We start from the raw sequence: 25,014 nt of genomic DNA, 5'->3' as shown, positions 1-25,014 counted from the left end.
TATACCGTAGCCGGTACAGTCCCACGATCAGCTTTCGAAAAAGAAAACAATGGCGGCTTTACAGCTCAAAATTGCCGCGGTGGTTAATGAATACCGGATGGAGTAGAGGTTTCAATCCACTCCGATCCAGTTCAGCGCATCGCGCCAGTCCGTCATGCGAACCGGGGTCCCGTGTGACCCGGTCTGGAACAGCACGAAGCGGCTCGGATAATGCGCCGCCTTCAACGCGCGGTAGAGCGCGATCTGGTCGGCGGCGGCATAAACGCTGTCGGCGCTGCCATGGCTGAAGAACACCGGCAGTTTCCGTTTATAGGCGGCACTTTTGCTGAAAGTGGGATCGGCCGGACCGCCCATGATCATCATGCCCTTGAGGGCCGCCACCGCCTGCGGATTGCGGGTGATGCCCCAGCAGATGAAGCTGCCCATCGAGGCGCAGGCGAGTACCACAGGGCGACCCGGAGACTGCTGCTGCGCATAGGCGATCAGCCCGGCGATATCGGCGACACCGGCATCGTCGAAGGAACGCACGCTGGGGGCATAATAGACACCGCCGTTTTCCACCGCGAGGTTCTTCAGCCGGTTGAAATTGCCGCCGAAGGACCAATCGTTGGCGCCGAGCCGCCGGTCGCCTCCCCGGCCATGAATGAAGATCACCGAGAATGCCGCGCCGCGCGCCGCGCCAACGCGGGTGACATCGAGCGGCCGGCCTGCGGCATCGATCGTCTCGTTGGCCTGCTGGCTCTTTGCGCCCAGCGACACATAGGCCCGCTTTGCCCGGCGCTCCGGAACCTGGTCGCGGCCATTGATATCGCGCATCTCCTGGTAATCGACAACGCGGTAGTCGCCGCCATCGGCCGTCTCCAGAACCGTTCCGTAGGAAAAGAGCTCATCCTTGAACGGCTTCAATGGCGCCGCCTGCGCCGAAAACGCCAGGGCAACGGTGACGGCACAGGCAAAAAGACCGCGAAAAATCAAATGAGCTGTGGACATGTGCATTCGGAATGTTCCTCTTTTGGTCCAAGCCTTGCCATCGGACCTTCCGCAACGCAACAGTTGAGGCTATTGAAGGCGCGGCGTATGTGCGGGCGTTCGGCAGAGCCACATGGCGCATGGTCGCTCTCACGCCAAGAGTCTGGCAGAATTGAGTCTGGCAGAAATCTGGCGATTCGCGCAGACATTCAGGATGGTTCCGTCCGCAAGGCCGGCCGGGCCGAGAAGAGCCACTACGGAAAGACATCAAAACAGACTATGACCGACAGCAACGATCTCTTTTCTGCATTGCCCCTGGCCCCCAAGCCTGCGGCGGCCCCCGTGACGCCCAAGCCGGTTGCCGCGCCCGCCGCCGCCCCGGTGGCGGAACAGCGCAACGGCGCGTCAACAACGCTGAAGGCCGACACCGGCGATTACGATGCATCCGCGATCGAGGTGCTCGAAGGGCTGGAGCCGGTGCGCCGCCGTCCGGGCATGTATATCGGCGGCACCGACGAAAAGGCGCTGCATCACCTGTTTGCCGAAGTCATCGACAACTCGATGGACGAAGCGGTCGCAGGCCACGCCAATTTCATCGACGTTCATCTCGATGCCGAAGGCTGCCTCTCCGTCACCGACAACGGCCGCGGCATCCCGGTCGAGAACCATCCGAAATTTCCGGGCAAATCGACGCTCGAAGTGATCATGACCATCCTGCATGCGGGCGGCAAGTTCGACAGCAAGGTCTATGAAACATCCGGCGGTCTGCACGGCGTCGGCGTTTCCGTCGTCAATGCGCTGTCGGACATCCTCGAAGTCGAGGTCGCGCGCAACCGCAAGCTCTACCGCCAGCGCTTTTCGCGCGGCATTCCGCAGGGCGGGCTGGAGGAACTGGGCGATGTCCAGAACCGGCGCGGCACCAAGGTCAAATTCCATCCGGACCCGGAGATTTTCGGTTCGCACGCGAAATTCGAGCCGGCCCGGCTGTTCCGCATGGCGCGCTCGAAGGCCTATCTGTTCGGCGGCGTCGAAATCCGCTGGTCCTGCGATCCCTCGCTGATCGAAGGCACCGACACGCCGGACAAGGCCGTGTTCCATTTCCCCGGCGGCCTGAAGGACTATCTGCAGGCGACGATGGGCAAGGAATTCACCGTCACCCGCGAGATCTTCGCCGGCAAGACGGAAAAGACCGGCGGCCACGGCGCGATGGAATGGGCGGTGACCTGGTATGGCGGCGACAGCGTCGTGCATTCCTATTGCAACACCATTCCGACGCCCGAAGGCGGCACGCATGAGGCGGGCTTCCGCATCGCCCTGACCAAGGGCCTGAAAGCCTATGCCGAACTGACGCAGAACAAGCGGGCGGCCATCGTCACCACCGAAGACGTGATGATCTCGGCGGCCGGCATGCTGTCGGTGTTCATCCGCGAGCCGGAATTCGTCGGCCAGACCAAGGACAAGCTGGCGACCGTCGAGGCGCAGCGCCTCGTCGAGAACGCGCTGCGCGATCCCTTCGATCACTTCCTCGCCGACAACCCGCAGGAAGCGCACAAGCTGCTCGAATGGGTGATCGAGCGTGCCGACGAGCGCGTGCGCCGCCGCAAGGAAAAGGAAGTCAGCCGCAAGACCGCCGTGCGCAAGCTGCGTCTGCCCGGCAAACTGTCCGACTGCTCGCAGAATTCGGCCGAGGGCGCGGAACTGTTCATCGTCGAAGGCGATTCGGCCGGTGGCTCGGCCAAGCAGGCGCGCAACCGTTCCAACCAGGCGATCCTGCCGCTGCGCGGCAAGATCCTCAACGTTGCCAGCGCCGGCCGCGAAAAACTCGGGGCCAACCAGCAGATCGGCGATCTCGTGCAGGCGCTCGGCTGCGGCACGCGCAGCAAGTACCGCGAGGAAGACCTGCGCTATGAGCGCGTCATCGTCATGACCGATGCCGACGTCGACGGCGCCCATATCGCCTCGCTGCTGATCACCTTCTTCTACCAGGAAATGCCGGAACTCGTCCGGGGCGGCCATCTCTATCTGGCCGTGCCGCCGCTCTACCGCATCACCCAAGGGGCAAAGACGCTCTATGCGCGCGACGACGCCCATCGGGTGGAACTGATGGAAACCGAGTTCAACGGCCGCGGCAAGATCGAGATCGGCCGCTTCAAGGGCCTTGGCGAAATGATGCCGGCGCAGCTGAAGGAAACCACGATGGATCCGGCCAAGCGCACGCTGCTGAAGGTCGCCATCGATGAGATCGATTTCGAAGGCACGCGCGAGGCCGTCGACAATCTGATGGGCACCAAGGCCGATGCCCGCTTCCGCTTCATCCAGGAACGCGCGGTGTTTGCGGAAAACCTGGATATCTAGCCAGTCCGTTCGCACGCCGATTCAACACGTTGTTGAATTGATTCACGTTTCCGCTCCAACACACGGAGCGGAAACGATTTTCCGGCATTGACCGAAGCTGTGTCAGCCGATCTTCTTTTCCATGAACAGGCTGAGCGGATCCGCCAGATAGGCGCCGAACGGGCCGATCTCGGCATAGCCCGCGCTCTTGTAGAGACCGATGGCCTCGGGCTGATAGATGCCGGTTTCCAGCCGGATAGCCGACAGCCCGGCATCATGGCCATGGCTCTCGACATGTTCCAGCAGCCTGCGGCCGATCTTCAGGCCGCGCGCCTTGGGATCGACGAACATGCGCTTGATCTCGGCAGTACCGTCACCCGCATCCACCAAAGCACAGCAGCCGACGATCGCGCCCTCATGGCGGGCAACGAAGAAGGCCACGGACGGCTTTTCAAGCGTCGAAACATCGACCAGATGGTTGCTTTCGGCTGGATAGAGCGACTGCGCATAGGCGTCGGACTGTTCGAGAAGGCGCAGGACACCCGGCTGGCGGGGCGATTCTTTTTCAATGGTGACTGACACTTGACGCTCTTCCTTCACAGATCGATTCCGGCGGTTTGCAGCCGACATTAGAAGCAGTTTGCCGCAAACGACAGACTGCAATTCCTGACGGGGAGCGGCAATCACCAGCTTCCTTGAAAAACAGCCGGAAACAATTTGTTTCGTACCCGTTGCCGCTTCGCCTTACTTTCGGAGCAAACAAACAGTTAGTTCGGCACACTTTGCAACCGAGCCCCGCGCGGCCGATTCCGAAATCCGACTGGAGACACATTCCCGATGGTTCCTGCCCTGATCGTCATGACAATCCTCGGCTGCGACGACAGCGTCACCCAGTGCCACTACGTCTCGACCGTAAGTGGCACCTGGCAGTCCATTGCCACGTGCGACGCGGAATCGCAGAAGCAGCTACCGAAATTCTCCAACAGCAACTACCCGGTGATCGTCGCGGTCTGCGAGAAATCCGGCGAGCAGATGGCGAACGCAAAGGACCCGGCGCCCATGTCGTTGGCCCAGCCTGCGCTCGATGAGACACATCCCGTCACCCCGGATCCGGTCCCGACGCCGCCTACCGCCGAACAGCAAAAACCGAGCCTGCCGCGCAGGACACTGGCGATGATCACCGGCGCCCTGCCCGACAGGTCGGCCTTGCGTAACGTCGTGACCAAGCCCGTTCACTATATCGAAGACGGCTATTCCTGGGTGGCGCGAAAATTCACCAAGTAACCGGTCAGACCAGCCCGGCGGCAATCAGGCTTTCGGCGCTGGCGCGGATCGCGTCCTCCTCGGAGCGCGGCTTCCAGCCCAGCACACGCCGCGCCTTGTCGTTGGATATGCGCGCATCGCGGCCAAGCTCGCCGACGATCAGCTTCAGGCCGGGATCGAACCGCGAGGCCAGTCCCGCCAGCCAGTTGGGCAGCACGAATTTCGGCATTTTTTTCGCGTAAGCCGGAAAATCGCGTTTCAGAATATCGGCGATATCCTTGACCGACAGTGCCGCGCCGCCAATGATGAAACGCTGGCCGGCAGCCTCCGGGACCGTCATGGCCAGAACATGCGCCTCGGCGACATCGCGCACATCGACCACCGGCACGCTGAAATCCGGCGTGGCGGGATAGCGGCCTTTCAGCAGGCTTTGCACGACCCCGACCGAAGTTCCCGTATCGGCACCAAGGATGGGACCAAGGATCATGCCGGGGTTGATCACGGCCAACTCAAGCCCGTTTTCCTGCGCAAAGCTCCAGGCGGCGCGCTCGGCCAGCGTCTTCGACTTGTAATAGGGTGTGGCAAGCGGCCCGTTGACGTCGGTCCAGTTATCCTCGGTAAAGGGCGCCCTGCCCGGTCCATAGCTGACGGCGGCGATGGAGGAGGTCAGAACCACGCGGCGGACACCGGCGTTTCTGGCAGCCTGCAGCACCCGCAACGTTCCCTCGCGTGCCGGCAGGATCAGCTCGTTTTCATCCTTGGGAACGCTGGAGGGAAACGGAGATGCCGTGTGCATCACGTCCGTCACCCCGGAAAATGCAGCCGCCCACCCGTCGTCCGAGAGCAGATCCGCCACAACGAAGGAGAGCTTTCCCTCGGACGTGCCGTCCACCGAGCGGATTGCCGTCTCGATGGCCTTGGCCTTCTTCATCGACCGCAGGGTTCCGCGAACCTCGTATCCGGCTCGCAGCAACTGCGCCGCGACATGGCGGCCGAGAAAACCGCCGATCCCGGTCACGGCAACCAGCCGGTTTGCATCCTTGTCCATCGTCACACCTCTTGCCCTGTCATTCTGACATTTTCAGTCTATTTTGTCAGTTTGACATTTTTAGTCCAAAGTGTCAATTCACAGGAATGGACGAAAAGAAGCAGCATATCATGACGGCAGCGGCGGATGTCTTCAGCCGCTACGGCTTCAAGAAGGCATCGATGCAGGACATTGCCGATGCCGCCATGATGTCGCGCGCAGCCCTTTACCTGCATTTCAAAAACAAGGACGATCTCTTCCGGTCGCTGATGGTCTGGCATCACCACGAAGCGCTGAAGGCGGCGGAGGCGGCCTTTACATCCGGCCGGCCTTTCATTCTGCGGATGGAAGCCGCGCTGACGGATTTCACCATGACGATCATGGCCCCCGTCAAGGCAAGCCCCCACGGCCTGGAACTGTTCGAGGCGAACATGATGCTGGCCGAGGACATCACCGCGGCGACCTCACTTCGGCTGCGCGCATGCATGCAAGACGCGGTGACAACGGCAGTCTCGCAAGGCGAGATTTCACTGTCGGCAACCGGTCTTTCGGCGGAGACGTTGACCGATCTGCTCTATGTCTGTCTGGACGGGATCAAGAAAGCCCCGAACGGACTTGAGACACTGGACCAGCGGCTGGCGGCCCTGATGCGCCTGCTCGACGTTTCGACGCGGCCCGCCTGAAACGTCAGGCGGCTTCCCTCGCGGCCAGCAGTGCATAATCGCGGGCCGTCTGCCGCTGCTCGGCAATCGACAGTTTCTCGATGAGATCGGCAAGCCCGCCGGATGCGTCCGAGGTCTGGCGTCTGCCGCGCAGTTTCGACAACAGAATGGCGGAAATCGTGGCGGTCATGCCCGCGGAACCCGAACGGTTTTCCTTGCGCCAGATCAGCACCGCCTCGGCAAACAGCGCGCTGACGTCGCGGCCAAGGCCGGCACTTTCGAACAGGGCGCGAATGGCATGGATGCGGCCATCGGACAGGATCGAGCGCACCCGCTTGTCGGCCACCGCGGACAGGTTGACGATGGCGGCGGCGAAGAAATCGACTTTGCCGGAGCAGAGCGCATGCAGCAGGAAGGCAGGCGTCAGGCGGCCCGTGACGCGAAGATGCTCGACAAGGTCCGGGATCTGATCGGCTTGCGCCGCGCCGGCCATGCCGACCGCTGCCCTGTCGCAGGCTTCGCGGGTGATCCGCTCGACGCGCCGTTCGCCGATCGCCGCCTGTACCAGACCGAATCCGGAAAGGGCTGCGCCGACCTTCTCGACCAACGCATGACGGGCGTCGGCGGGCAGATCGTCCCGGTCGAGCAAACAGTTGCGGACCGACCAGAGATGGCCGAGCCGGTCGCTCAGACGCTTCAATGTCCGGCAGGAAAATCTGGCCTGTTCGTTTTCGAGCAGGATCAGCACTTCTTCCTCGCCACCGATTTCGGCGATGGCGGCGGCAACGGGGCGTGACATGGCCTGGCGGGCGGCAATCACCGCGCGGGTTTCCGGCGTGCCCTTGGCAGCGAGATCGACAAGATCCATATCGTTGAGCACAGGCGAACGCGAAATGACGGCATAGGCGGTTTCTGGCTGGTCTTCGGCAAGCGACAGGACGATCGAGCGCGGAATGCGCGCGCAATCGGCGATCGCCTCGGCCAGCGCCAGCCGGACCTTCGGTGACGGATCGTCGAGCAGAAAGGTCATCGCCATTTCGGCGGCATGATAATCGAGCGTGTTCATCTCCGCCGCCACATAGGCACGGCCCAGCGCTTCCGCCGCCCGGACCCGGTCGCCAGTTTTCGCGGTTTCGACCCAACGAAGAAATGCTTGAATGATCACGGACGCCTCACTACACACCAACCAGCCCAATCACGGTGTTTCCCACGTTAGCAATCAAAAGTTTAAGATTGGTTCACCATGTCCGTTAACCGCTTCGAACGCACAACCCTGATGCTCTGCGCGCCGCCGGATGCACTTATGGCGGAAAATACAGCTCTGAACGGTGCTTTGACCGTGATTGCCGATATCCGCACAGACTGGGCAACGGAGCGCGCGACCGACGAGGTGCAATCGGTACTTGCCCGCCGGCAGGCAACCGCAGGTTATACACTGCTTCGCGTCGGCAGGCCGGACGGCGAGACCGGCCAGCATGCGCTCGAACGGCTGGCGGCACTGCGGCCGGACGGGTTTGTGCTTTCCGGCTGTGGCGGTGTCGCAGATATCCAGGCATTCGACGTCATGCTGCGGGTGACTGAGGCCGAACACGGGATCGAGGCCGGATCGATTGCCCTTGTCGCCGAGGTCGGCGAGAATGCGGCATTTGTTCTATCGGCTTTACCGTTGAAAGACGTATCCCGCCGGCTGGCAGCCATCGTTTTCGACGGCGCGAGCCTGACGCAGGCAACAGCAAGCCAGACCTTCAACACGGCTGCCTCAAGAGCCGGCGCCCCCCTGCTACTTGCGCGTGCAACAGCCGTCATCACGGCAAGACAGGCGGGCCTGCCCTGCTATGAACTGCTGCAAGAGAACACTCACGGCGATCCGCAAACGGCGCGCGACATCGCCCTGGCCGATGGTTTTTCCGGGGTGATTGCGCGCAACGCCGCACAGCTGGCGGCGCTGCGCGCGTGACAACGCTTCTGCCTTACCGCTTCGGCCGGAGCATCTCGAAAACGTCGCCGGCGTCGCAATAATCCATATATCCGAGCCGCCCGACCGGCCGGACCTTGGCCATGTCGAAGCGTCCGTCACGGATCGCCTCCTCGCGGATGTGGATGCCGACGACCTGGCCGATGACCACGTGGCTGTCGGAGATGGTGCCATCGAGCGTCTTTGGCCGGAACATCTCCGTCACCTTGCATTCCAGCGCCGCATAGGCTTCGGCCACGAAAGGCGCACGCACGAACTGCCCTTCGACGGCGGTCAATCCGGCAAGCGCGAACTCGCTTTTGCCATGCGGCACCGGGGCGGATGTCCTATTCATCGCATCCCTGATGTCGAAGCTGACGAAATTGGCAGTGAATTCGCCGGTTTCCTCGATATTGCGGACGGAATCCTTGCGGCCGGACGAGGAAAACATCACCAGCTTCGGCGCATCGCTGATGGCGTTGAAAAAGGAATAGGGCGCCAGATTGAGGCTGCCGTCACCTGCCCTCGAGCCGATCCAGCCGATCGGCCGGGGCGAAACGATCGCCTTGAACGGATCGTGAGCAAGGCCATGGGCGTTGTCGGCGGTGGCGTAGAACATCAGGCGTCCTCGCCAACCCAGGTCACGATATCCGCAAGCTCCGGCCGCGGGCGCTCGGTCGGCGGAACCTGCGGCGTGCCGATATGGATGAAACCGGCGATCTTTTCGCCGGGCTGCACGCCCAGCAGCGGATAGGCCTTTTCGTCGAAGGCGTACCATTCCGTCAGCCAGTTGGAGGCATAGCCATGGGCGTTGGCGGCCATCAGCAGGTTGAGGCAGACGGCACCGGCCGACATGACCTGCTCCCACTCCGGCACCTTGAAATGCGGGGCCGCCTTGCTGACGACGGCGACGACGACGGGTGCGCGGGTCAGCCGGGTGTTTTCCACCTTGATCATCTCTTCCGACAGGTCTGGCCTGGCAATAAGCGCCATCTTCGCCAGCTCCGTGCTGAGCCGCACCCGCTCGCTCCCGCGATAGACGATGAAACGCCACGGGGCGAGCTTGCCGTGATCCGGCACGCGGGATGCCAGTTTCAGCATCTCCTCGATCTCCGCCGTCCCCGGGCCGGGGCCGCCCATCTGAAAGGCCGGAATCGACCGGCGGGTTGCCAGATAATCACGCAGACTGATTTCAGTTTTCATCGCCGTCCATTTCCACTAGTTTGCCACCGCAGTTCGCCATCGCGCTTCACCGCCAAAAAGGCCAGCCACGAAATCGCCATATCGGCGCTTCAAGTGGAGCCACACACTCAGGATGTCAACCGTCTCATGCGCATCACAGCCGGTCCCTTTCGCGCAGTCATCACAGCGCTCGTTCTCGTCGCGACCGGCGGCTGCGGGCTGCATGCGCAGGAGCTCGCCGACCCGTTCAAGAGCTTCCCGGCGATATCCACGCCGCAGAAGAAGATGCCGAAGCTCAACAGCTTCAATCCGCAGATCCCCGATATCACGACGCAAGGACCGACGGCGAAGGATATCGAGCTGGAAGCGCACCTGACCGAAAAGGGCAAGCCTGTCGAACAGGGCCTGACCTGGCGTGTCTTCAGCCCCATTCCCGGCGCAGACGGCAAGCTGCCGCTTCTGGCGACATCGGAAGGCGGATCGGCGGCGTTCCAGCTCGTTCCCGGCGAGTATTTCGTCAACGTCGCCTTCGGACGCGCCGGGGCGACACGGAAGATCAGGGTGGCGGAAACCGGACCGGTCGAAAAACAGGTTCTCGTGCTTGATGCCGGCGGTGTCATGCTGAATGCCATATCGGGCAGCGACGTGCGCATTCCGCCCGGCGAACTCAGCTTTTCGATTTTTTCGTCGGATGCAAAGGAAGACGGCGAGCGCGCGCTCGTGGTCGCCGATGTCAAGCCGAACACGGTGATCAGGCTGAACAGCGGCACCTACCATGTCGTCTCCAACTATGGCTCGGTCAATGCCGTGATTCGCGCCGATATCCAGGTGGAAGCCGGCAAGCTGACGGAAGCGACGATCCAGCACCGCGCCGCCAAACTGACGCTGAAGCTGGTGTCCGAGCCGGGGGGCGAAGCCATCGCCGACACCGCCTGGTCGATCCTGACATCCTCCGGCGACGTCGTCAGCGAAAGCGTCGGCGCCTTTCCGACACTGGTTCTGGCCGAAGGCAGCTATACCGCGATCGCCCGCAACAACGAGAAGATTTTCCAGCGGGACTTTACCGTCACAGCCGGTGTCAACACCGATGTCGAGGTTCTCTTGAACGACAAGGCCGCGCAGCCCGCTTCCGGCGCGACCGACGCACAGGACTGAAACGAGGCCGGGGGGCGCTCGACACGCCCCCCCGCCATCATCTCATGCTCTGTCCGTTGTTCAGGCGACAGTCTTTTTCCGCAGTTCCGCCTTGCGCTTCACGTCCGGCGGCGTCGCTTCCGACACCAGCGACGCGATTGCCTCGTCCAGCGTCATCGGCGTCTGCGCCTGCGAGCCGAGCCTGCGAATATTGACCGTCCGCTCTTCCGCTTCGCGCATACCGCAGACGATGATCACCGGTACCTTGGTCACGGAATGTTCGCGGACCTTGTAGTTGATCTTCTCGTTGCGGAAGTCGGTTTCGACCTCAAGACCTGCATCGCGCAGAAGCTCGGCCACTTCACGGCCGTAGTCGTCGGCTTCCGATGTGATCGTGGCGACGACGACCTGCAGCGGCGAAATCCACAGCGGCATATGGCCGGCGAAGTTTTCGATCAGGATGCCAAGGAAGCGCTCCATCGAACCACAGATGGCGCGGTGGATCATCACCGGCTGGGTCTTTTCCGAATTGCTATCGATATAGAAGGCGCCAAAGCGTTCCGGCAGGTTGAAATCGACCTGCGTCGTGCCGCACTGCCATTCGCGGCCGATGGCGTCCTTCAGGGTGTATTCGAATTTTGGTCCGTAGAACGCGCCCTCGCCCGGCAGGATACCGGTCTTGATGCGGCCTTCCGACTGCGCCTCGATCGTCTTCAAGACATCCATCATGACGCTTTCGGCGCGATCCCACAGGGCATCGTCGCCGACGCGCTTTTCCGGACGGGTTGAGAGCTTGACCACGACTTCCTTGAAGCCGAAGTCCTGATAGACCGACAGAATCAGGTCGTTGATGCGCAGGCATTCCGCCGCCATCTGCTCGTCCGTACAGAAGACGTGCGCGTCGTCCTGCGTGAAGCCGCGCACACGCATCAGGCCGTGAAGCGCGCCGGAAGGCTCGTAGCGGTGGACGTTGCCGAACTCGGCAAGCCGGATCGGCAGTTCGCGATAGGACTTCAGGCCGTGCTTGAAGATCTGGATATGGCCCGGGCAGTTCATCGGCTTCAGCGCGAAGACGCGCTCGTCGTCGGTTTCGTCACCGGCAACCGTCACCTTGAACATGTTGTCGCGGTACCAGCCCCAGTGGCCGGAGGTCTCCCAGAGCGACTTGTCGAGCACCTGCGGCGCATTGACTTCCTGATAGGTGCCGGCCAGACGGCGGCGCATATAAGCGACCAGCGTCTGGAAGATGCGCCAGCCCTTGCCATGCCAGAAGACAACGCCCGGGCCTTCTTCCTGGAAATGGAACAGGTCCATTTCGCGGCCGAGGCGGCGATGGTCGCGCTTTTCGGCTTCGGCCAGAATGTGCAGATACTGGTCGAGTTCTTCCTGCGTGCGCCAGGCCGTGCCGTAGATGCGCGTCAGCATCGGATTGTTCGAGTCACCGCGCCAATAGGCGCCGGCCACCCGCATCAGCTTGAACGCGTTGCCGATCTGGCCGGTGGAGGCCATATGCGGCCCACGGCAAAGATCGAACCAGTCGCCCTGATAGTAGATCTTCAGGTCCTGATCGTCAGAGATCGCGTCGACCAGCTCGACCTTGTAAGCCTCGCCCTTGTCGGCAAAAACCTGACGCGCCTTGTCGCGCGGCCAGATTTCCTTGGTGAATGGTTTGTTGCGCTGGATGATTTCCTTCATCCGCTTTTCGATCTTCGGCAGATCGTCGGGCGTAAAAGGCTCGGTCTTGGCAAAATCGTAGTAGAACCCGTTCTCGATCACCGGGCCGATGGTCACCTGCGTGCCGGGCCACAATTCCTGCACGGCCTCGGCCATCACATGGGCCGTGTCGTGGCGGATCAGTTCGAGTGCGCGGGCGTCTTCGCGCGTGACGATCTCAAGCTTGCCGGTGACGACCGGGTCGGACAGGTCGCGCAGCTCGCCATCCAGCGCAATCGCGATGGCCTTCTTTGCAAGCGACTTGGAGATCGATTCGGCGACTTCGCGGCCCGTCGTGCCAGCGGCATAACCACGGACGGAGCCATCGGGAAATGTAAGGGAAACAGCGTCAGACATGATTTCTTCCTTGTCCAGTCCCGCCAACGAATGCGGGTGGTTTTTAATGGCCGGCAACCCGGCAAATTGACGCGCGGGTGATAGAGCGTTTTTGCGGCGGAGTAAAGAACAGGCTTGATCAGGCCTCGATCATAGCGGTGAGACCGCGCACCGTGTTCCAGTTGCGCAATGTGCCGGGGCCGAGCCGTCTGGAGGTCAGCGCCGACAATAGTTTCGATGTGCTGGGCTTGCCCGGAAAATGGATCCAGAGGTCGCCGTTGACGATATGGATTTTTTCGCCGTCGCGACACCGCCGTTGCAAGTCCGGCAGAACATCCATGCTCAATGGCGTCCGCATCACCCGCACGACGATGTTTGCCGCCTCCACCACGCCGGCATCCGGAAACGGATTGCCCGCGGCAAGCCTGCGCCATTCGCCGGCGTTTCGCGCAATGATATCGACATGCTTGCCGAAATCGGCGGCGAAGGCCTGCTCGAGTGCCTTTTCCACGTCGGCGACATTTTCGGTGTCGGCTTCAAAGACCAGGTTTCCGGTCGCCACCAGCGTGCGCGGCGATCGAAACCCGATCCGCTCCGCAGTCGCGCGCAGATCGGCCATGACGACGCGGCGGCCGGCACCGAGAACGATGCTGTGCAGCAAGGCAATATAGATCGTCATTTGACGGCGGCACCCGGCCGCCAGTAACGCCACGGCGTGTACCAGTGCTTCGACGGCGCAAGACGTTCCGGCACCGGATCGAGCCCACCGGTGCCGCCCGGGCCACAGCGCATGAAGCGGAACAGCACCATCCAGCCGCCCGGCCAGAAGCCATGGCGGGCAATCGCCTCGTAGCCATATTCGGAACAGGTGGGGATATGACGGCAGGAATTGCCGATAAAACCGGAGAGCGTCAGTTGATAGAGCCGGATGAAGGCCATGCCGAACAGCCGTCCGGGTGTCTTGCGGAAGGGTCCCGCATAGTTGCGGCCTGAATAGGGCCGTACGGTACTGGCGGCTTCATGCCCCAGTCTCTCATGCCCCTGACATCCCGACTCGCCGCACATCTCAGCCGACAGCCTTGACTGGACGCGAAGCCTCGATCTGGCCGATCGCGTCAACCACCGCATCGAAGGTCAGCATGGTCGAGGCGTGGCGGGCCTTGTAATCCTTCACGGGTTTGAGGAAGCGCATATCCTCGAAGCGGCCGGATGGGCCCTCGCCGTCCGCCTTCAGCATCGCCAGCATGTCTTCCCGCGCCTGGCGGATTTCGGCCGCTGTGGCACCGACCACGTGGCGGGCCATGATGGACGAGGATGCCTGACCGAGAGCGCAGGCTTTCACCTCATGGGCGAAGTCGGTCACCGTGTCTCCATCCATCTTCAGATAGACGCGGACCTTCGAGCCACAGAGCTTGGAATGCGCGCCGGCCTCAGCGTCGGCGTCTTCGAGCCGGCCGCTTTTCGGGATATTCCCGGCGAATTCCAGAATTCGGCTGTTGTAGATTTCATCCATCATTCGACGCGATCCGATGCATTTTTGCGCGCTTTCAGACAAACGGCGCATGATTTTCTATCGTATCTGAGAAAAAAACACACTGTCTCCACCTGCGCCCCTTTCACATGTATCCCCGCCTATTATATGGTATGTCGTGTGGGGGCGACAGGTTCGCAAGAGCGAACAGTCGCCTGTTGTTTGGGAAACCGTGCCGGATGATCCAGAGCCCTTAACCTCTGCAAATCTGAAAGCCCCGGAGCCCGCCGACGGAAACCAGGCCTGAAAACGTCAGGTCAATGGCCAGTGGCGAGTTGTCCGAAAAGATAAACGTCAAGTAACGCACGTTACGCCAAGAGGCCATTATGGATGCCATAGTCAAGAATTTTCCCGCCCTGCCTGCCACCGATGGCCGGCCGAGCCAGAAAGAGGCTGAGGACGCCGTTCGCGTTCTCCTGCGCTGGGCCGGTGACGACCCGCAGCGCGAAGGCCTGCTCGATACGCCGGCGCGCGTCGCCAAAGCCTACAAGGAACTGTTTTCCGGCTACGATCTCGCAGCCGAAGACGTCCTTGGCCGCACCTTCGAGGAAGTCGGCGGCTATGACGATATCGTCCTGGTGAAGGACATTCCGTTCTTCTCGCATTGCGAACATCACATGGTGCCGATCATCGGCAAGGCCCATATCGCCTATCTGCCCAACGGCAAGGTTCTCGGCCTGTCGAAGATCGCCCGCGTCGTCGATATCTACGGCCGCCGCCTGCAGACGCAGGAAACCATGACGGCCCAGATCGCCAAGGCGATCGACGACACGCTGCAACCGCGCGGCGTCGCCGTGATGATCGAAGCCGAACATATGTGCATGGCGATGCGTGGCGTCCAGAAGCAGGGCTCGACGACGCTGACCACCACCTTCACCGGTGCCTTCAAGACCGAGCCCGCCGAACAGGCCCGCTTCATGACCATGCTGCGGGGCTTCAAGTAAGCTCCGTCAGCCGGAGCCTTTCCGATGACAATTGAATTCGCCCACCCGCCCGCCGACAAGGCGGAACTGGAATCCGGTTCCGCCTTCACCCCGCGTTTCGACAGCAACGGACTGATCACCGCCGTCGTCACCGACGCCGGAGACGGAACGCTGCTGATGGTGGCGCATATGAACGCCGAGGCACTGGCGCTGACCGTCGAGACCGGCATCGCCCACTATTACAGCCGTTCACGCAAGAGCCTTTGGAAAAAGGGCGAGACATCCGGCAATCTCCAGAGCGTCGAAGAGATCCGCACCGACTGCGATCAGGATGCCCTGTGGCTGAAGGTCCGCGTTGCCGGCCATGATGCGACCTGCCACACCGGCCGTCGCTCCTGTTTCTATCGCGTCGTCGATGCCAAGGACGGCGTCACGTCTCTTAACATCGTTGACACCGAAATTCATTTCCATCCGGACGACGTCTACGGCAAAAATTAAGCATCTGAAGCTTTTTGGCTCAGCTTTTCGGTGGATTCATGATTTAACAACCAAACTGGGAGCGTAATCTCGGCAACCAGGATGCGTTCCGCCGGGAACAGCCGCACGGAATGGTTTGATGTAGATTGTGTCTTACGCCATGCCCTTGCACAGCAGTAATGCGAGACATGACGATCTGTAACAGCGTGTTCTGCGGCATGGAGGTGCCGGATGTTGAACTGGACATTCAATCGTAGCGGCATGACCGCAGATGCATCGGCGCCCGGCGGCCCGTCCCACGCGCTGAACGCCCCTCCTCCCATAGAGATCAAACCGGCGAAATCGAAGATCGCCCTTGCCCTTGGCGGCGGTGCTGCGCGCGGCTGGGCCCATATCGGCGTGCTCAAGGCGCTGGACGAGGAAGGCATCGAAGTCGGCATGATCGCCGGCACCTCGATCGGCGCGCTCGTCGGCGGCTGCTATCTGGCTGGAAAGCTGGACGAGCTGGAGGCCTTTGCCCGCTCGCTGACCATGCGGCGCATCGCCGGCCTGCTGGATTTCGCCATCGGCGGCGGCGGCCTGTTCGGCGGCCTGCGGCTGACCAAGCGCATGCAGGAACACCTGCAGGACATGGTGATCGAAAATCTCGACCGGCCGTTCGTCGCGGTGGCGACCGAGGTCAATTCCGGCCACGAAGTCTGGATCGGCCAGGGATCGCTGATTACCGCGATCCGCGCCTCCTATGCGCTGCCTGGCATTTTCGAGCCGGTCAAATGCAACAATCGCACCCTGATCGACGGCGCGCTGGTCAATCCGGTTCCCGTCTCGGTCTGCCGCGCCCACGAGCAGCAGCTGGTCGTCGCCGTCAACCTCAACTACGACCTCTATGGCCGCTCCGCCGTCATCAAGCACAATGCGGGAAGCAATACGACGGCCGTACAGCCGCCGATGCCGAAACATCCCGAAGGCCAGGCCGGGCGGCTGGGCATGACCAGCGTGATGGTGCAGGCCTTCAACATCATCCAGGACCGCATTTCCCGCGCTCGCCTTGCCGGCGATCCGCCGGATCTGGCGCTGCATCCCAAGCTCAACGATATCGGCCTGTCGGAGTTTCATCGCGCCGGCGAAGCAATCGACCGCGGCTATCACGAAACCAAGGCCAAGCTCAGCGAACTGCAGCGGCTCCAGGACGTCATGCTGCGTTAACGCCGCCTGACGCCGATCGTCCTGCCGCGCGGCCTTCACGGCAGCGCGGCATGTGCATGTCAGGCTTTAGCCGGCGATATAGGCCTTGATCTGCTCGGCCTCGTGTTCGATGGCCCGGATATGATGGCGCACCGCATCGCCGATCGAGACGATGCCGACAAGGCGCCCGTTCTTTTCCACCGGAAGATGGCGCGAGCGCATGTTGTTCATGATTTCCATGATGTCATCGATGGTCATGTCTTCCGTGCAGCAGTGAACTTTCGACCACATGACGGAGGAAACCGGCTTGTCGAGACAGTCGGCGCCGAACTTGGCCATGGCGGCCACCACGTCGCGCTCCGTCAATATGCCGGCGATCCTGTCGCCCGGCTTGACGATGATGACAGCGCCGATATGATTTTCATGCAGCAGGACGACCACCTGCCGGACTTTCGCCTGCGGATCGACCGTCACCACCTGACGGCCTTTTTCGTTCAGTATTGCCTTAACAGACATTCGAACCCTCCCGTTTCAGCGACCTGCGTCTGACCGGGAAACTGGCGAACCGCAAAGCGCATACGACACTTTCCGGTTGTGGACCAATCCGCAAGACAGACATCATTCCTGTCGCGTTCCTTGTCCATCGGCAGCAAACCGAACTCCTCACGGTTTCCTGCCTTCGGACGGGAATGGTGCGCTACAGCCTTGCGAAAATCAAGCACTCTCGCAAAGATCGCCCATGTTTCGAGGCTCAGTTACGGGGATCGAAAAGACCGAACAGCAGGAAGCCGAACAGAAAGCCGCCGATATGCGCTTCCCAGGCAATGCCGCCGGCGCCGCCGAAGGCGAACATGCCGAGGCCGATCAGGAAATTCGTCAGAAACCAGATGCCGGCGAAGACCACGACCGACCGGTTCGACAGCGCTTCGGCAATCGTCAGGCGGCGGTTGAGATGGGCGAACTGCCGGCTGATACGGCCGCTCGGAGAGAACACAAACCGTGCGGCGGCCCCCATCAAACCGGAGACGACGCCCGAGGCTCCCACCACGAACGAGGTATCACCCCAGTGAAACGCCACGTGCAACGCGACGGCGGCCACTGCCGAAAGGCACCAGAACAGGGCAAGCCGCGCCGCGCCGATACGGCGAATAACCGGCGCGCCGAAGGCCACCATCCAGAATCCGTTGAAAATGACGTGTTCCCAGGACCCGTGCAGCAACGAATAGGTGACGGGGCTCCACAGCCAGGCAAAATTCTGGTCCGCCAGCGGATGATCGTAGCGCGCCGGCCAGAACGCGAAGTTCAGGATCAGTTCATTGTCCACGGCGAACGGCAGCAGATAGGTGCGCACGGCATGAATGGCCACCAGCACGGCCAGGATACCGACAAGACCCGCAGGCAGATTGAACGCCGGCTCGCTGACCCGCACCGCGTTGTCCGCATCATCGCCCTGCGGCGGTGTCGCACCGTCCGGTTGGTCTGTCATGCTCTTCACAATTCCTTCCGCGGTGTCATCCGCTGCCGCCTCTATTATCTCTTCGCTCTATACGATTCATGCCCGCCTCAAAAGCGGCGAGATGCGCGGCACTTGTTCGCATGGAGACCGGGCAACCGGATATGGGAAGGACACCGCACCTTGCCGGCAAAAAAGAGGCCGTCCAGTCAAAAACTGAACGGCCGGTGAGACCCCAAAAACCCCGAGCCCTCAAGTCAGTGTGCCGAAGGCAACCCTTCGTGAAGTGATGTTCTTCCATGCCACCGCCGCCGTCCGGGTTCAATCTAAACCAAACATTAACCTTAATATCCGGCTGGCACGGAAATCGCTGTGCAATCGGTACGGGACCATTTTTCCCGGCCGAATGTGCCAAAGCGGCACAGAAGCGTTTCAAATGGAATGAGAGCATGCGCAGCAAGACCGCTATCGAGATTTACGCCTATTGGGATGAGCTTCGGGGGCACCGTGACGTGCCGGCCCGCAGCCAGATCGAACCTGCCCATATTCGGAACATTCTGGCGGACCTTTTCATCCTGGAGAAAACACCGCGTGGCGACATCCGCTTCCGGCTTGCCGGCACACGCGTCTGCGCGCTGTTTGCACGGGAGCTGCGCGGCTCGACATTCGATGCGCTCTGGCTTGCCGAACAGACCGGCCGTCTTGCGCGGATCGCTGCCGACGTCATGACACAGAAAGCACCGGTCGTTCTCTCGGCCTCGGCCCTCGCCGGCACGGCCGATCGCCTGCCGACGGAGATCATTCTTCTGCCGCTGAGATCACCCGACGGCAGCGTCGACCGGATCATCGGTGCTTTGGCGCCGCTCTCGCGGCCGCACTGGCTTGACGCAACGCCCGTCAATTTTCTCGACCTTGGTGGAATTCGCGTGCTCGACATCGAAAAGACCAATCTGTTTCTGCAGAACCGGCCCGAAATCCCCCTGCCCGCCCGCGCGCCGCATCCGAGCGAGCAAGGCATTGCCGGAGCCATCCGCCGCGTTCTGCATCTGCGGGTGTTCGAAGGCGGCCGCCAAGATTAGCCTCAGTCCTTCACAAATGAACAACAAACCTTCTGTTAACCGGAAGAGGGTAAAGCTGTGATTTGGATGGACATCGCACAAGTGTGGTCATGTATTCGTTTCAACAAGCACAGTCTGCCGGCCCCAAACAGCACAACGAAGGTGCGTTTCAACGCGTTTCGGTGAATCTGACCGGCCGGTTGATGCTTGCGAACCATGACGAATTCGAATGCACCGCGATCGATATGTCGCCGGGTGACGTTCTTTTCACCTGCGATGCGCGGCCCCGCGCCGGCGAACGCATCATCGCCTATGTCGATCATGTCGGCCGTCTGGAAGGTACCGTTTCGCGCCTTGCCGAAAACGCCTTCGTCATCCAGATCAATGCGACCGACCGCAAGCGCGAAAAGCTCGCGGCACAGCTGACCTGGATCGCCAACAAGCACGAGCTTGGCCTGCCGGAAGACCGGCGTCACGACCGCCTTGCACCGCGCAAGACCCGCACGGACATCACACTGGAAGACGGCAGCAAATATGTCTGCCGCATCATCGACCTGTCGTTGTCCGGCGCCGCCGTCGACATGGAGACCCGCCTGCCGCTTGGAACAGCGCTCCTGCTCGGCAGCATGAAGGGCCGCGTCGTCCGCCATTTTCAGGAAGGCGTGGCCATCGAATTCCTCGGAATTCAATCGCGCGAGGCGCTCAGAGAGTTTCTCTAGGCACGCTGGCCATCGGAAACATTTCCGCGTTTAGAGCTGTGCCTCGACGGCAGCCTTGTCTATGACCGACCAGACACTGACGATCTTCCCGTCCCGAAACTCATAGAAAACGTTCTCGGTGAACGAAATTCTCCTCCCGTTGACGTCAAGGCCGAGGAATTTCCCGCGCGGCGTACAGTCGAAGGCCAGCCGGGCGGCGATATGGGGCGGATCGGATATCAACAACTGAATGTTGAACTGCAGATCCGGAATGTCACGAAAGTCTCTTTCCAGCATTTCGCGGTAACCCGATAATCCGATCCGCTTGCCGTTATAGAAGGCGTCATCATCCACGAACTGCGCCAGCTTCGTCCAATCCTGCTCATTCAGGCAGGCAATATAGCCGCGATAGGCTTCGCAGAGGTCGGTTTTCAGCACGGCAATCGCCTTTGTCTTTCTGGTCCCGGCTTACAGCCCAGGACTGGATGCGTTTCATCTCAAGGCACGACATTCTCCGAGGCCGAGCCGGCTGCCTCTCGTCATTCGGGACAGGCACCGAAAGCCAGTATCGACACATGAGGCGACGGCCCGGGTGCGCCAATTCGATACAGATTCGGACGACGATGAATCCTGTTCAAGGAAAACACAATCCGGCCTCTTATTTTTGTGCCAGAGAAAAAATAATTTCCGTCGCTCTTTCAATGATTTTCGGCTGAAATCCGTCCTTCTACTGGTAAACCAAGTCTAAACGGACCGACAGATCAACGCTCCCTCGCGTGCGGGAGCCTTGGGGCGGCATCGCAATGGCGCAGCGAAAACCACGCTCCGATACGAAAAACGAATGACTTTCCCATGGGATAGATGGTTTCCCGCTGCTTAACGACGATGTGCCGGAATGGGAATGCATAAAAATTGAGATGCATTTGAATCAAATCTGCCTCAAATTTTATTCAAGTTTATTTTTAATTTTATACTTATTCAAATTTCTTTTGTACTTTATTTTACTTCCAATTTTCGCGAGCGATAAAAAACTCGGTGTCATTGTCAAACCAGAACGGGGAGACAGACATGACAACGATAACATTCCTGAAGACCGGCCTGCTCGGTATCATCTTTTCCGCGATAACGGCCTATTCCGCGCTTGCCCTTCCTGCCAACATGACCACGGATGGCGCGACCAATCCGCCTGTCGGGCATTATGAATTCTGCCGCAGGCTGCCACAGGAATGCCGCGCCAATCCTCTCGGCGGCTCTGCGCCGGTGACGCTGACCCGCGAAGGGTGGAAGAAGATTCTCGAGGTCAACTACGACGTCAACGAGACGATCACGCCGATGACAGACATGGAGATCTACGGCGTCGAAGAATACTGGGCCTATCCCGACAAGGCCGGCGATTGCGAGGACTTCGTGCTTTTGAAGCGCAAGCGCCTGATGGAAGCCGGTTTTTCGCCCTCCGACCTGCTGATCACCGTTGTCCTGCAGCCCAATGGCGAAGGCCATGCGGTGCTGACGGTCAGGACGGATCGCGGCGATTTCATCCTCGACAACATGCGCAACAAGGTGCTGCTGTGGTCGGAAACCGAATACACCTATCTCAAGCGTCAATCGATCGAGAATGCCGGCCGCTGGGTCAAGCTGCAGGATGGCCGCACGGTGGCTGTCGGTAGCGTCTCCCAGTAACGCTCAGAGACAAGAGACATACGCGGTCCGGCTCAGGATGCCCGGGCCGCGCATGAAAGGGCTTCGGTCAGTCCCCAATCCCCGTCCCCGACCAAGGCCCTGCTGGCCGGTTCCGCTGTCCCCGGAGCCGGCCTTTTTCATGCGCGACGCAATCCTGCCGCAGCTCAAGAGACCCGCAGCCCCAGCATTCCTGCGCATTGCATGACGACCTGACCGTAGCAAAGAGCCCACCCGCCGGCGATCACGGCAGCAAGCATAGTGTCGATCAAAGACAGCCCGGCCGACGCCCGTATGCGCCACAGAGCCTGAACGAACAGGGCCGGCCCGGCAAACAGCGCCAGAAAGATTGCAAAGGGCCGGAAATTGTCGGCCATCACAACACGGGCCGACGGCCAGCGTCGCGGCGCGGCGATGCGGCTGACATCGAGCACGACGAATGAGACGCCGAAGCCGGCGAGGAGCAGCATGAAGAGTGCGGCAATATTCATCGAAAATTAACCATGTTGACGCAGCGTTGCAGTTGTTGTTTCGGCCAGCAAGTTCCGTGCCGCCCAGGCTGCTTCATTTCGGGACGCGCGCATCCGAAGATTATACCTCCCGTTAACGACGGCAACACTGCGATCCACCCATGACAGCCGATTCCACAGCTGAAACCAACGAAGACCATGGCCCGCTGATCTCGGCCCGTTTCGTCTACGGCTTGACGGCGGTGATTGTCGGACTGGCGGCTTTGACCGCAGCGATCAGCCTTGCCGGGCGCTGGTACGGCGACAGGCTGGCGCTGGCCGGGCATACGACCAGCACCGAGGCCAACGACATCTTCATCGGGCAGGATCATCTGCGGCTGCCGTCCAACGTCATCCGCTTCGAGCAGCAGCGCATAACCGGCATCGCCGAGCGTGCCGATCTCTATCTCACCTGGCCGGGACTGCAGGGATATACCGACGAGACGCGCGCGCGCTTCAACGATGTCAACCATCCGGAATCGCTGATCTTCCTCGATATTTCCCAGAGCACGATGTCACGCGACATGTCCGGGCGGATCGAGCCGATCTACCAGCATCTTTTCGAGGGTGCCCCCCTGCCCGGCCCGGCCGGACTGGTGCGTCACGACATGAAGGCAAACTCCGGCTACGGCCAGGAAGTGTTCTTCACGGCGAACCGCGACAGCGACACGCCCTATGCCGTGCGCTGCATTCTGCCCGCCACGCCCGACCTGTCGACCAGCGCCGATTGCCAGCGCGATATTCATGCGGGCCGCGATCTTGTTGTGCTTTACCGCTTTTCCAGCCAATTGCTGCCACAATGGCAAGCCATCGACAGCGCCGTCGTGACATTCATGAACGACCGGCTGGTCCCCTGACATCGCCCGAACCGTGAGCCACACGCCACTTTTTTTGACGTTGGCACCAGCCGGTCGGCTGTATCGAAATGCGAAAGAAGACGACGGATTATAGAAACCAATCATTCATCATAAACCGATTGGTAACGCTATGCCGATAGAGTTTTCGGAACGGTCGGTTCTGGAGGCCACGCCCGGACGACATCTGTGAAAAAGAATGAAGAGTAGTGTAGTGTCCAAATCCATAATTCTCGGCTCCGCTCCATACGCCCCTGTCCTATTCTTCAAGAAGGCCTGCCGGGTGCTGCTGGTATCGATGGCAGCCTCGCTTGCCGCCATCCCTGCCGCCTTTGCCGCGCAATATGCCGGCATCGTCGTTGACGCCAAGACTGGCAAGGTACTGTACAGCGAAGATGCCGACAGCCTGCGCTATCCTGCTTCGCTCACCAAGATGATGACGCTCTACCTGACCTTCGAGGCGCTGGAAGCCGGCAAGATCAGCAAGAACACCCCGGTTCCGTTCTCCAAGAACGCATCGGCCGAGCCGCCGTCGAAACTCGGCGTGCGCCCCGGCAATTCGATCACCGTCGAACAGGCGATCATGGCTCTGGTTACCCGCTCGGCCAACGATGCGGCAACCGCACTGGGCGAGATGCTTGGCGGTTCGGAAGAACGCTTCGCCCGGATCATGACCAACAAGGCGCGTGCCCTGGGCATGACCCGCACCACCTACCGCAACGCCAACGGCCTGCCGAACGACGCACAGATGACGACGGCACGCGACCAGGCGCGGCTCGGCATGGCGCTTCGCCAGCATTTTCCGCAGTATTACTCCTATTTTTCCACGCGCAGCTTCCAGTTCGGCAAGCAGACGATCGGCAACCATAACCGGCTGCTCGGCAATGTCCGCGGCGTCGACGGCATCAAGACCGGCTATACGCGCGCAGCCGGCTTCAATCTGGTGACCTCGGCCCAGGCCGATGGCCGCAGCATCGTCGGCGTCGTCATGGGCGGCAAGTCCGGCGGTGCCCGCGACGCACAGATGCGCGCCCTCGTTGCCAAATACATGCCGGCCGCCTCGTCGCGCCGCGGTGGCGGCAATATCGTGGCTGAGACCGCCGATGCGCCGACCATGCAGGTCAAGGCTGCAGAACAGCCGGTGGCGGCAATGGCCGTTGCCGCGACAGGCGGAAGCTTCAACCTGCCGAGCAACGGCCCCGTTCCGGACTTCCGCTACAGCGGCGAAACCACCCAGAGCATCGAAGTCGCCTATGCCGAGCCGGTCAAGGCCAGCGCCAACCCGGTCCTGAACGACAAAGTCATGCCGAACACGCTTCAGGCGCAGAGCCGCAAGCTCGCCAAGGCGGCACCGGTCCCGGCTGCCGACGTCGACAACCAGATCACCAATTCCGTTGCCAAGGCAGCAGCCGAAACGGAACCGGCGGCCGAATCCGCGCCTGCCGGCTGGGTCATCCAGATCGGTGCGACGCCGGACAAGGGCCAGGCCATGAAGATGCTTGAAAACGCCAAGGACAAGGGCGGCAAGGCGCTTAACGGCGCAACCCCCTTCACCGTGGCCTTTGCCAGCGGCGACGGTCATCTCTACCGGGCGCGCTTCGGCGGCTTCTCCAACCAGGACAAGGCGGTTTCCGCCTGCAAGACCCTGAAGAGCAAGGGCTTCGCCTGCTGGGCAAGCCTGCAGTAACAGGCACATACTCAAGTTTCGATCAGCGGCGCGTATTTGCCGGTGGTCCTCCTCGGATTTGGTTTTGCGTAACGAGGTCAGTTATGGGAATGAATGAGAATGGTCCGGGCATGACGCCCGCCCCGGACAAGAAGCGGAAGTCGCCACGGTCTGCCCTGCATCCTTTGCATGAAGCAGCCATGCGCATCGCCGAACTCGGCAGCCGCCCGCGATCGAAGACCAAGGATCTGGTGACGCTGCTCCTGACGCACGGGGCACGCGCCTGGCGCTCGACCCAGCCGGATGCACAGATCCATGTGCATGTCACATCGCCATCCGGGCGCTATCCGATCCGGATCCGGATCCGGTAAGAGCCGCACCATCGCCAAGAACGATCAAGAGCCCGGTC

At 61.2% G+C, this 25,014-nt stretch carries 28 protein-coding genes; 14 read left to right on the top strand and 14 right to left on the bottom strand.

Annotated features, from left to right (window positions below):
• Nucleotides 1–111: 111 nt before the first annotated feature.
• Entirely contained in the window at nucleotides 112–996 is an 885-nt protein-coding gene (locus ADU59_RS08790; RefSeq protein WP_068953674.1) for an alpha/beta hydrolase, read from the bottom strand.
• Between the two features lie 252 nt (nucleotides 997–1,248).
• Here ADU59_RS08790 and parE point away from each other — a divergent pair, with 252 nt between their 5' ends.
• Nucleotides 1,249–3,324 (top strand): DNA topoisomerase IV subunit B, encoded by a 2,076-nt coding sequence (parE, locus tag ADU59_RS08785; RefSeq protein WP_068953672.1) that lies wholly within the window; start codon nucleotides 1,249–1,251, stop codon nucleotides 3,322–3,324.
• A 102-nt stretch (nucleotides 3,325–3,426) separates the two neighbouring features.
• Here parE and ADU59_RS08780 read toward each other — a convergent pair whose 3' ends face one another.
• Nucleotides 3,427–3,933 (bottom strand): GNAT family N-acetyltransferase, encoded by a 507-nt coding sequence (locus ADU59_RS08780; RefSeq protein ID WP_068953670.1) that lies wholly within the window; start codon nucleotides 3,931–3,933, stop codon nucleotides 3,427–3,429.
• A 207-nt stretch (nucleotides 3,934–4,140) separates the two neighbouring features.
• Between ADU59_RS08780 and ADU59_RS08775 the strand changes: the two genes are divergently transcribed.
• Nucleotides 4,141–4,587, top strand: a complete 447-nt coding sequence (locus tag ADU59_RS08775; protein WP_068953667.1) for a hypothetical protein — start codon at nucleotides 4,141–4,143, stop codon at nucleotides 4,585–4,587.
• Nucleotides 4,588–4,591: 4 nt separating this feature from the next.
• Here the strand turns inward: ADU59_RS08775 and ADU59_RS08770 are convergent, their stop codons facing one another.
• Entirely contained in the window at nucleotides 4,592–5,614 is a 1,023-nt protein-coding gene (locus ADU59_RS08770) for an SDR family oxidoreductase (protein WP_068953665.1), read from the bottom strand.
• Between the two features lie 86 nt (nucleotides 5,615–5,700).
• Between ADU59_RS08770 and ADU59_RS08765 the strand changes: the two genes are divergently transcribed.
• Nucleotides 5,701–6,276, top strand: coding sequence for a TetR/AcrR family transcriptional regulator (locus tag ADU59_RS08765; protein WP_068953663.1), 576 nt, complete (start codon nucleotides 5,701–5,703; stop codon nucleotides 6,274–6,276).
• 4 nt (nucleotides 6,277–6,280) lie between these two features.
• On the opposite strand, the gene ADU59_RS08760 is transcribed toward ADU59_RS08765, so the two are convergent.
• Nucleotides 6,281–7,420 carry a DUF2336 domain-containing protein gene (locus ADU59_RS08760; RefSeq protein ID WP_068953661.1) on the bottom strand — a complete coding sequence of 380 codons (1,140 nt, stop codon included), beginning with the start codon at nucleotides 7,418–7,420 and terminating at the stop codon, nucleotides 6,281–6,283.
• Between the two features lie 138 nt (nucleotides 7,421–7,558).
• On the opposite strand from ADU59_RS08760, the gene ADU59_RS08755 reads away from it, so the two are divergent.
• A complete protein-coding gene (locus ADU59_RS08755) occupies nucleotides 7,559–8,212 on the top strand; it encodes an aldolase/citrate lyase family protein (protein WP_158515706.1) in 654 nt (217 codons plus the stop codon).
• 13 nt (nucleotides 8,213–8,225) lie between these two features.
• Here ADU59_RS08755 and ADU59_RS08750 read toward each other — a convergent pair whose 3' ends face one another.
• The gene (locus ADU59_RS08750; protein ID WP_068953657.1) at nucleotides 8,226–8,828 is read right to left on the bottom strand and encodes a flavin reductase family protein; all 603 of its coding nucleotides are present in this window, start codon (nucleotides 8,826–8,828) and stop codon (nucleotides 8,226–8,228) included.
• Nucleotides 8,828–9,412 (bottom strand): nitroreductase family protein, encoded by a 585-nt coding sequence (locus ADU59_RS08745; RefSeq protein WP_068953655.1) that lies wholly within the window; start codon nucleotides 9,410–9,412, stop codon nucleotides 8,828–8,830. The genes ADU59_RS08750 and ADU59_RS08745 overlap by 1 nt, the downstream gene beginning before the upstream one ends.
• Before the next feature lie 126 nt (nucleotides 9,413–9,538).
• Between ADU59_RS08745 and ADU59_RS08740 the strand changes: the two genes are divergently transcribed.
• Nucleotides 9,539–10,546 carry a hypothetical protein gene (locus ADU59_RS08740; protein ID WP_068953653.1) on the top strand — a complete coding sequence of 336 codons (1,008 nt, stop codon included), beginning with the start codon at nucleotides 9,539–9,541 and terminating at the stop codon, nucleotides 10,544–10,546.
• Nucleotides 10,547–10,606: 60 nt separating this feature from the next.
• On the opposite strand, the gene thrS is transcribed toward ADU59_RS08740, so the two are convergent.
• The 4 genes from thrS to ADU59_RS08720 all read right to left on the bottom strand — a co-directional run bounded on the left by thrS (nucleotide 10,607) and on the right by ADU59_RS08720 (nucleotide 14,090).
• On the bottom strand, nucleotides 10,607–12,595 hold the full coding sequence (thrS, locus tag ADU59_RS08735) for a threonine--tRNA ligase (RefSeq protein ID WP_068953651.1): 1,989 nt from the start codon (nucleotides 12,593–12,595) through the stop codon (nucleotides 10,607–10,609).
• Nucleotides 12,596–12,713: 118 nt separating this feature from the next.
• Nucleotides 12,714–13,253 (bottom strand): DUF1697 domain-containing protein, encoded by a 540-nt coding sequence (locus ADU59_RS08730; protein WP_068953649.1) that lies wholly within the window; start codon nucleotides 13,251–13,253, stop codon nucleotides 12,714–12,716.
• Nucleotides 13,250–13,639 carry a membrane protein insertion efficiency factor YidD gene (gene yidD, locus ADU59_RS08725; protein WP_068953645.1) on the bottom strand — a complete coding sequence of 130 codons (390 nt, stop codon included), beginning with the start codon at nucleotides 13,637–13,639 and terminating at the stop codon, nucleotides 13,250–13,252. The genes ADU59_RS08730 and yidD overlap by 4 nt, the downstream gene beginning before the upstream one ends.
• A 1-nt stretch (nucleotide 13,640) precedes the next feature.
• On the bottom strand, nucleotides 13,641–14,090 hold the full coding sequence (locus tag ADU59_RS08720; RefSeq protein WP_068953643.1) for an iron-sulfur cluster assembly scaffold protein: 450 nt from the start codon (nucleotides 14,088–14,090) through the stop codon (nucleotides 13,641–13,643).
• A 341-nt stretch (nucleotides 14,091–14,431) separates the two neighbouring features.
• Between ADU59_RS08720 and folE the strand changes: the two genes are divergently transcribed.
• The 3 genes from folE to ADU59_RS08705 all read left to right on the top strand — a co-directional run bounded on the left by folE (nucleotide 14,432) and on the right by ADU59_RS08705 (nucleotide 16,711).
• Nucleotides 14,432–15,049 (top strand): GTP cyclohydrolase I FolE, encoded by a 618-nt coding sequence (gene folE / locus ADU59_RS08715; protein ID WP_068953641.1) that lies wholly within the window; start codon nucleotides 14,432–14,434, stop codon nucleotides 15,047–15,049.
• A 24-nt stretch (nucleotides 15,050–15,073) separates the two neighbouring features.
• Nucleotides 15,074–15,526 (top strand): phosphoribosyl-AMP cyclohydrolase, encoded by a 453-nt coding sequence (gene hisI / locus ADU59_RS08710; RefSeq protein WP_068953639.1) that lies wholly within the window; start codon nucleotides 15,074–15,076, stop codon nucleotides 15,524–15,526.
• A 210-nt stretch (nucleotides 15,527–15,736) separates the two neighbouring features.
• Entirely contained in the window at nucleotides 15,737–16,711 is a 975-nt protein-coding gene (locus ADU59_RS08705; RefSeq protein WP_068953638.1) for a patatin-like phospholipase family protein, read from the top strand.
• A 66-nt stretch (nucleotides 16,712–16,777) separates the two neighbouring features.
• Here the strand turns inward: ADU59_RS08705 and ADU59_RS08700 are convergent, their stop codons facing one another.
• Nucleotides 16,778–17,206 carry a CBS domain-containing protein gene (locus ADU59_RS08700; protein ID WP_068953636.1) on the bottom strand — a complete coding sequence of 143 codons (429 nt, stop codon included), beginning with the start codon at nucleotides 17,204–17,206 and terminating at the stop codon, nucleotides 16,778–16,780.
• 235 nt (nucleotides 17,207–17,441) lie between these two features.
• Entirely contained in the window at nucleotides 17,442–18,176 is a 735-nt protein-coding gene (locus tag ADU59_RS08695) for a rhomboid family intramembrane serine protease (protein WP_068953634.1), read from the bottom strand.
• 416 nt (nucleotides 18,177–18,592) lie between these two features.
• Here ADU59_RS08695 and ADU59_RS08690 point away from each other — a divergent pair, with 416 nt between their 5' ends.
• On the top strand, nucleotides 18,593–19,222 hold the full coding sequence (locus tag ADU59_RS08690; RefSeq protein WP_083198172.1) for a PAS domain-containing protein: 630 nt from the start codon (nucleotides 18,593–18,595) through the stop codon (nucleotides 19,220–19,222).
• Between the two features lie 89 nt (nucleotides 19,223–19,311).
• On the top strand, nucleotides 19,312–19,920 hold the full coding sequence (locus ADU59_RS08685) for a PilZ domain-containing protein (RefSeq protein WP_068953632.1): 609 nt from the start codon (nucleotides 19,312–19,314) through the stop codon (nucleotides 19,918–19,920).
• Nucleotides 19,921–19,950: 30 nt separating this feature from the next.
• On the opposite strand, the gene ADU59_RS08680 is transcribed toward ADU59_RS08685, so the two are convergent.
• A complete protein-coding gene (locus ADU59_RS08680; RefSeq protein WP_068953630.1) occupies nucleotides 19,951–20,337 on the bottom strand; it encodes an ester cyclase in 387 nt (128 codons plus the stop codon).
• A gap of 630 nt (nucleotides 20,338–20,967) precedes the next feature.
• On the opposite strand from ADU59_RS08680, the gene ADU59_RS08675 reads away from it, so the two are divergent.
• A complete protein-coding gene (locus ADU59_RS08675) occupies nucleotides 20,968–21,579 on the top strand; it encodes a transglutaminase-like cysteine peptidase (RefSeq protein WP_068953628.1) in 612 nt (203 codons plus the stop codon).
• Nucleotides 21,580–21,743: 164 nt separating this feature from the next.
• Here ADU59_RS08675 and ADU59_RS08670 read toward each other — a convergent pair whose 3' ends face one another.
• A complete protein-coding gene (locus ADU59_RS08670; RefSeq protein ID WP_068953626.1) occupies nucleotides 21,744–22,067 on the bottom strand; it encodes a DUF6949 family protein in 324 nt (107 codons plus the stop codon).
• Nucleotides 22,068–22,207: 140 nt separating this feature from the next.
• Between ADU59_RS08670 and ADU59_RS08665 the strand changes: the two genes are divergently transcribed.
• The 3 genes from ADU59_RS08665 to ADU59_RS08655 all read left to right on the top strand — a co-directional run bounded on the left by ADU59_RS08665 (nucleotide 22,208) and on the right by ADU59_RS08655 (nucleotide 24,976).
• Nucleotides 22,208–22,942: a hypothetical protein gene (locus ADU59_RS08665; protein ID WP_068953624.1), complete on the top strand. Its 735-nt coding sequence runs from the start codon at nucleotides 22,208–22,210 to the stop codon at nucleotides 22,940–22,942.
• A gap of 295 nt (nucleotides 22,943–23,237) precedes the next feature.
• Nucleotides 23,238–24,626: a D-alanyl-D-alanine carboxypeptidase gene (locus ADU59_RS08660; protein WP_244506374.1), complete on the top strand. Its 1,389-nt coding sequence runs from the start codon at nucleotides 23,238–23,240 to the stop codon at nucleotides 24,624–24,626.
• Between the two features lie 83 nt (nucleotides 24,627–24,709).
• Nucleotides 24,710–24,976, top strand: coding sequence for a hypothetical protein (locus tag ADU59_RS08655; RefSeq protein ID WP_083198171.1), 267 nt, complete (start codon nucleotides 24,710–24,712; stop codon nucleotides 24,974–24,976).
• The last annotated feature ends 38 nt before the right edge of the window (nucleotides 24,977–25,014 follow it).

The organism is Pararhizobium polonicum, assembly GCF_001687365.1.
Classification (GTDB): domain Bacteria; phylum Pseudomonadota; class Alphaproteobacteria; order Rhizobiales; family Rhizobiaceae; genus Pararhizobium; species Pararhizobium polonicum.
The sequence above is the reverse complement of the archived record's forward strand: the minus strand, read 5'-3'. Positions and strand labels throughout refer to the sequence as shown.

Coding starts and splice junctions, on each gene's coding strand:
- ADU59_RS08790 (WP_068953674.1), bottom strand. CDS start 996: ATGCACATGTCCACAGCTCATTTGATTTTTCGCGGTCTTTTTGCCTGT.
- parE (WP_068953672.1), top strand. CDS start 1,249: ATGACCGACAGCAACGATCTCTTTTCTGCATTGCCCCTGGCCCCCAAG.
- ADU59_RS08780 (WP_068953670.1), bottom strand. CDS start 3,933: ATGTCGGCTGCAAACCGCCGGAATCGATCTGTGAAGGAAGAGCGTCAA.
- ADU59_RS08775 (WP_068953667.1), top strand. CDS start 4,141: ATGGTTCCTGCCCTGATCGTCATGACAATCCTCGGCTGCGACGACAGC.
- ADU59_RS08770 (WP_068953665.1), bottom strand. CDS start 5,614: ATGGACAAGGATGCAAACCGGCTGGTTGCCGTGACCGGGATCGGCGGT.
- ADU59_RS08765 (WP_068953663.1), top strand. CDS start 5,701: ATGGACGAAAAGAAGCAGCATATCATGACGGCAGCGGCGGATGTCTTC.
- ADU59_RS08755 (WP_158515706.1), top strand. CDS start 7,559: ATGGCGGAAAATACAGCTCTGAACGGTGCTTTGACCGTGATTGCCGAT.
- ADU59_RS08750 (WP_068953657.1), bottom strand. CDS start 8,828: ATGTTCTACGCCACCGCCGACAACGCCCATGGCCTTGCTCACGATCCG.
- ADU59_RS08745 (WP_068953655.1), bottom strand. CDS start 9,412: ATGAAAACTGAAATCAGTCTGCGTGATTATCTGGCAACCCGCCGGTCG.
- ADU59_RS08740 (WP_068953653.1), top strand. CDS start 9,539: ATGCGCATCACAGCCGGTCCCTTTCGCGCAGTCATCACAGCGCTCGTT.
- thrS (WP_068953651.1), bottom strand. CDS start 12,595: ATGTCTGACGCTGTTTCCCTTACATTTCCCGATGGCTCCGTCCGTGGT.
- ADU59_RS08730 (WP_068953649.1), bottom strand. CDS start 13,253: ATGACGATCTATATTGCCTTGCTGCACAGCATCGTTCTCGGTGCCGGC.
- yidD (WP_068953645.1), bottom strand. CDS start 13,639: ATGTGCGGCGAGTCGGGATGTCAGGGGCATGAGAGACTGGGGCATGAA.
- ADU59_RS08720 (WP_068953643.1), bottom strand. CDS start 14,090: ATGATGGATGAAATCTACAACAGCCGAATTCTGGAATTCGCCGGGAAT.
- folE (WP_068953641.1), top strand. CDS start 14,432: ATGGATGCCATAGTCAAGAATTTTCCCGCCCTGCCTGCCACCGATGGC.
- hisI (WP_068953639.1), top strand. CDS start 15,074: ATGACAATTGAATTCGCCCACCCGCCCGCCGACAAGGCGGAACTGGAA.
- ADU59_RS08705 (WP_068953638.1), top strand. CDS start 15,737: ATGTTGAACTGGACATTCAATCGTAGCGGCATGACCGCAGATGCATCG.
- ADU59_RS08700 (WP_068953636.1), bottom strand. CDS start 17,206: ATGTCTGTTAAGGCAATACTGAACGAAAAAGGCCGTCAGGTGGTGACG.
- ADU59_RS08695 (WP_068953634.1), bottom strand. CDS start 18,176: ATGACAGACCAACCGGACGGTGCGACACCGCCGCAGGGCGATGATGCG.
- ADU59_RS08690 (WP_083198172.1), top strand. CDS start 18,593: ATGCGCAGCAAGACCGCTATCGAGATTTACGCCTATTGGGATGAGCTT.
- ADU59_RS08685 (WP_068953632.1), top strand. CDS start 19,312: ATGTATTCGTTTCAACAAGCACAGTCTGCCGGCCCCAAACAGCACAAC.
- ADU59_RS08675 (WP_068953628.1), top strand. CDS start 20,968: ATGACAACGATAACATTCCTGAAGACCGGCCTGCTCGGTATCATCTTT.
- ADU59_RS08670 (WP_068953626.1), bottom strand. CDS start 22,067: ATGAATATTGCCGCACTCTTCATGCTGCTCCTCGCCGGCTTCGGCGTC.
- ADU59_RS08665 (WP_068953624.1), top strand. CDS start 22,208: ATGACAGCCGATTCCACAGCTGAAACCAACGAAGACCATGGCCCGCTG.
- ADU59_RS08660 (WP_244506374.1), top strand. CDS start 23,238: ATGGCAGCCTCGCTTGCCGCCATCCCTGCCGCCTTTGCCGCGCAATAT.
- ADU59_RS08655 (WP_083198171.1), top strand. CDS start 24,710: ATGGGAATGAATGAGAATGGTCCGGGCATGACGCCCGCCCCGGACAAG.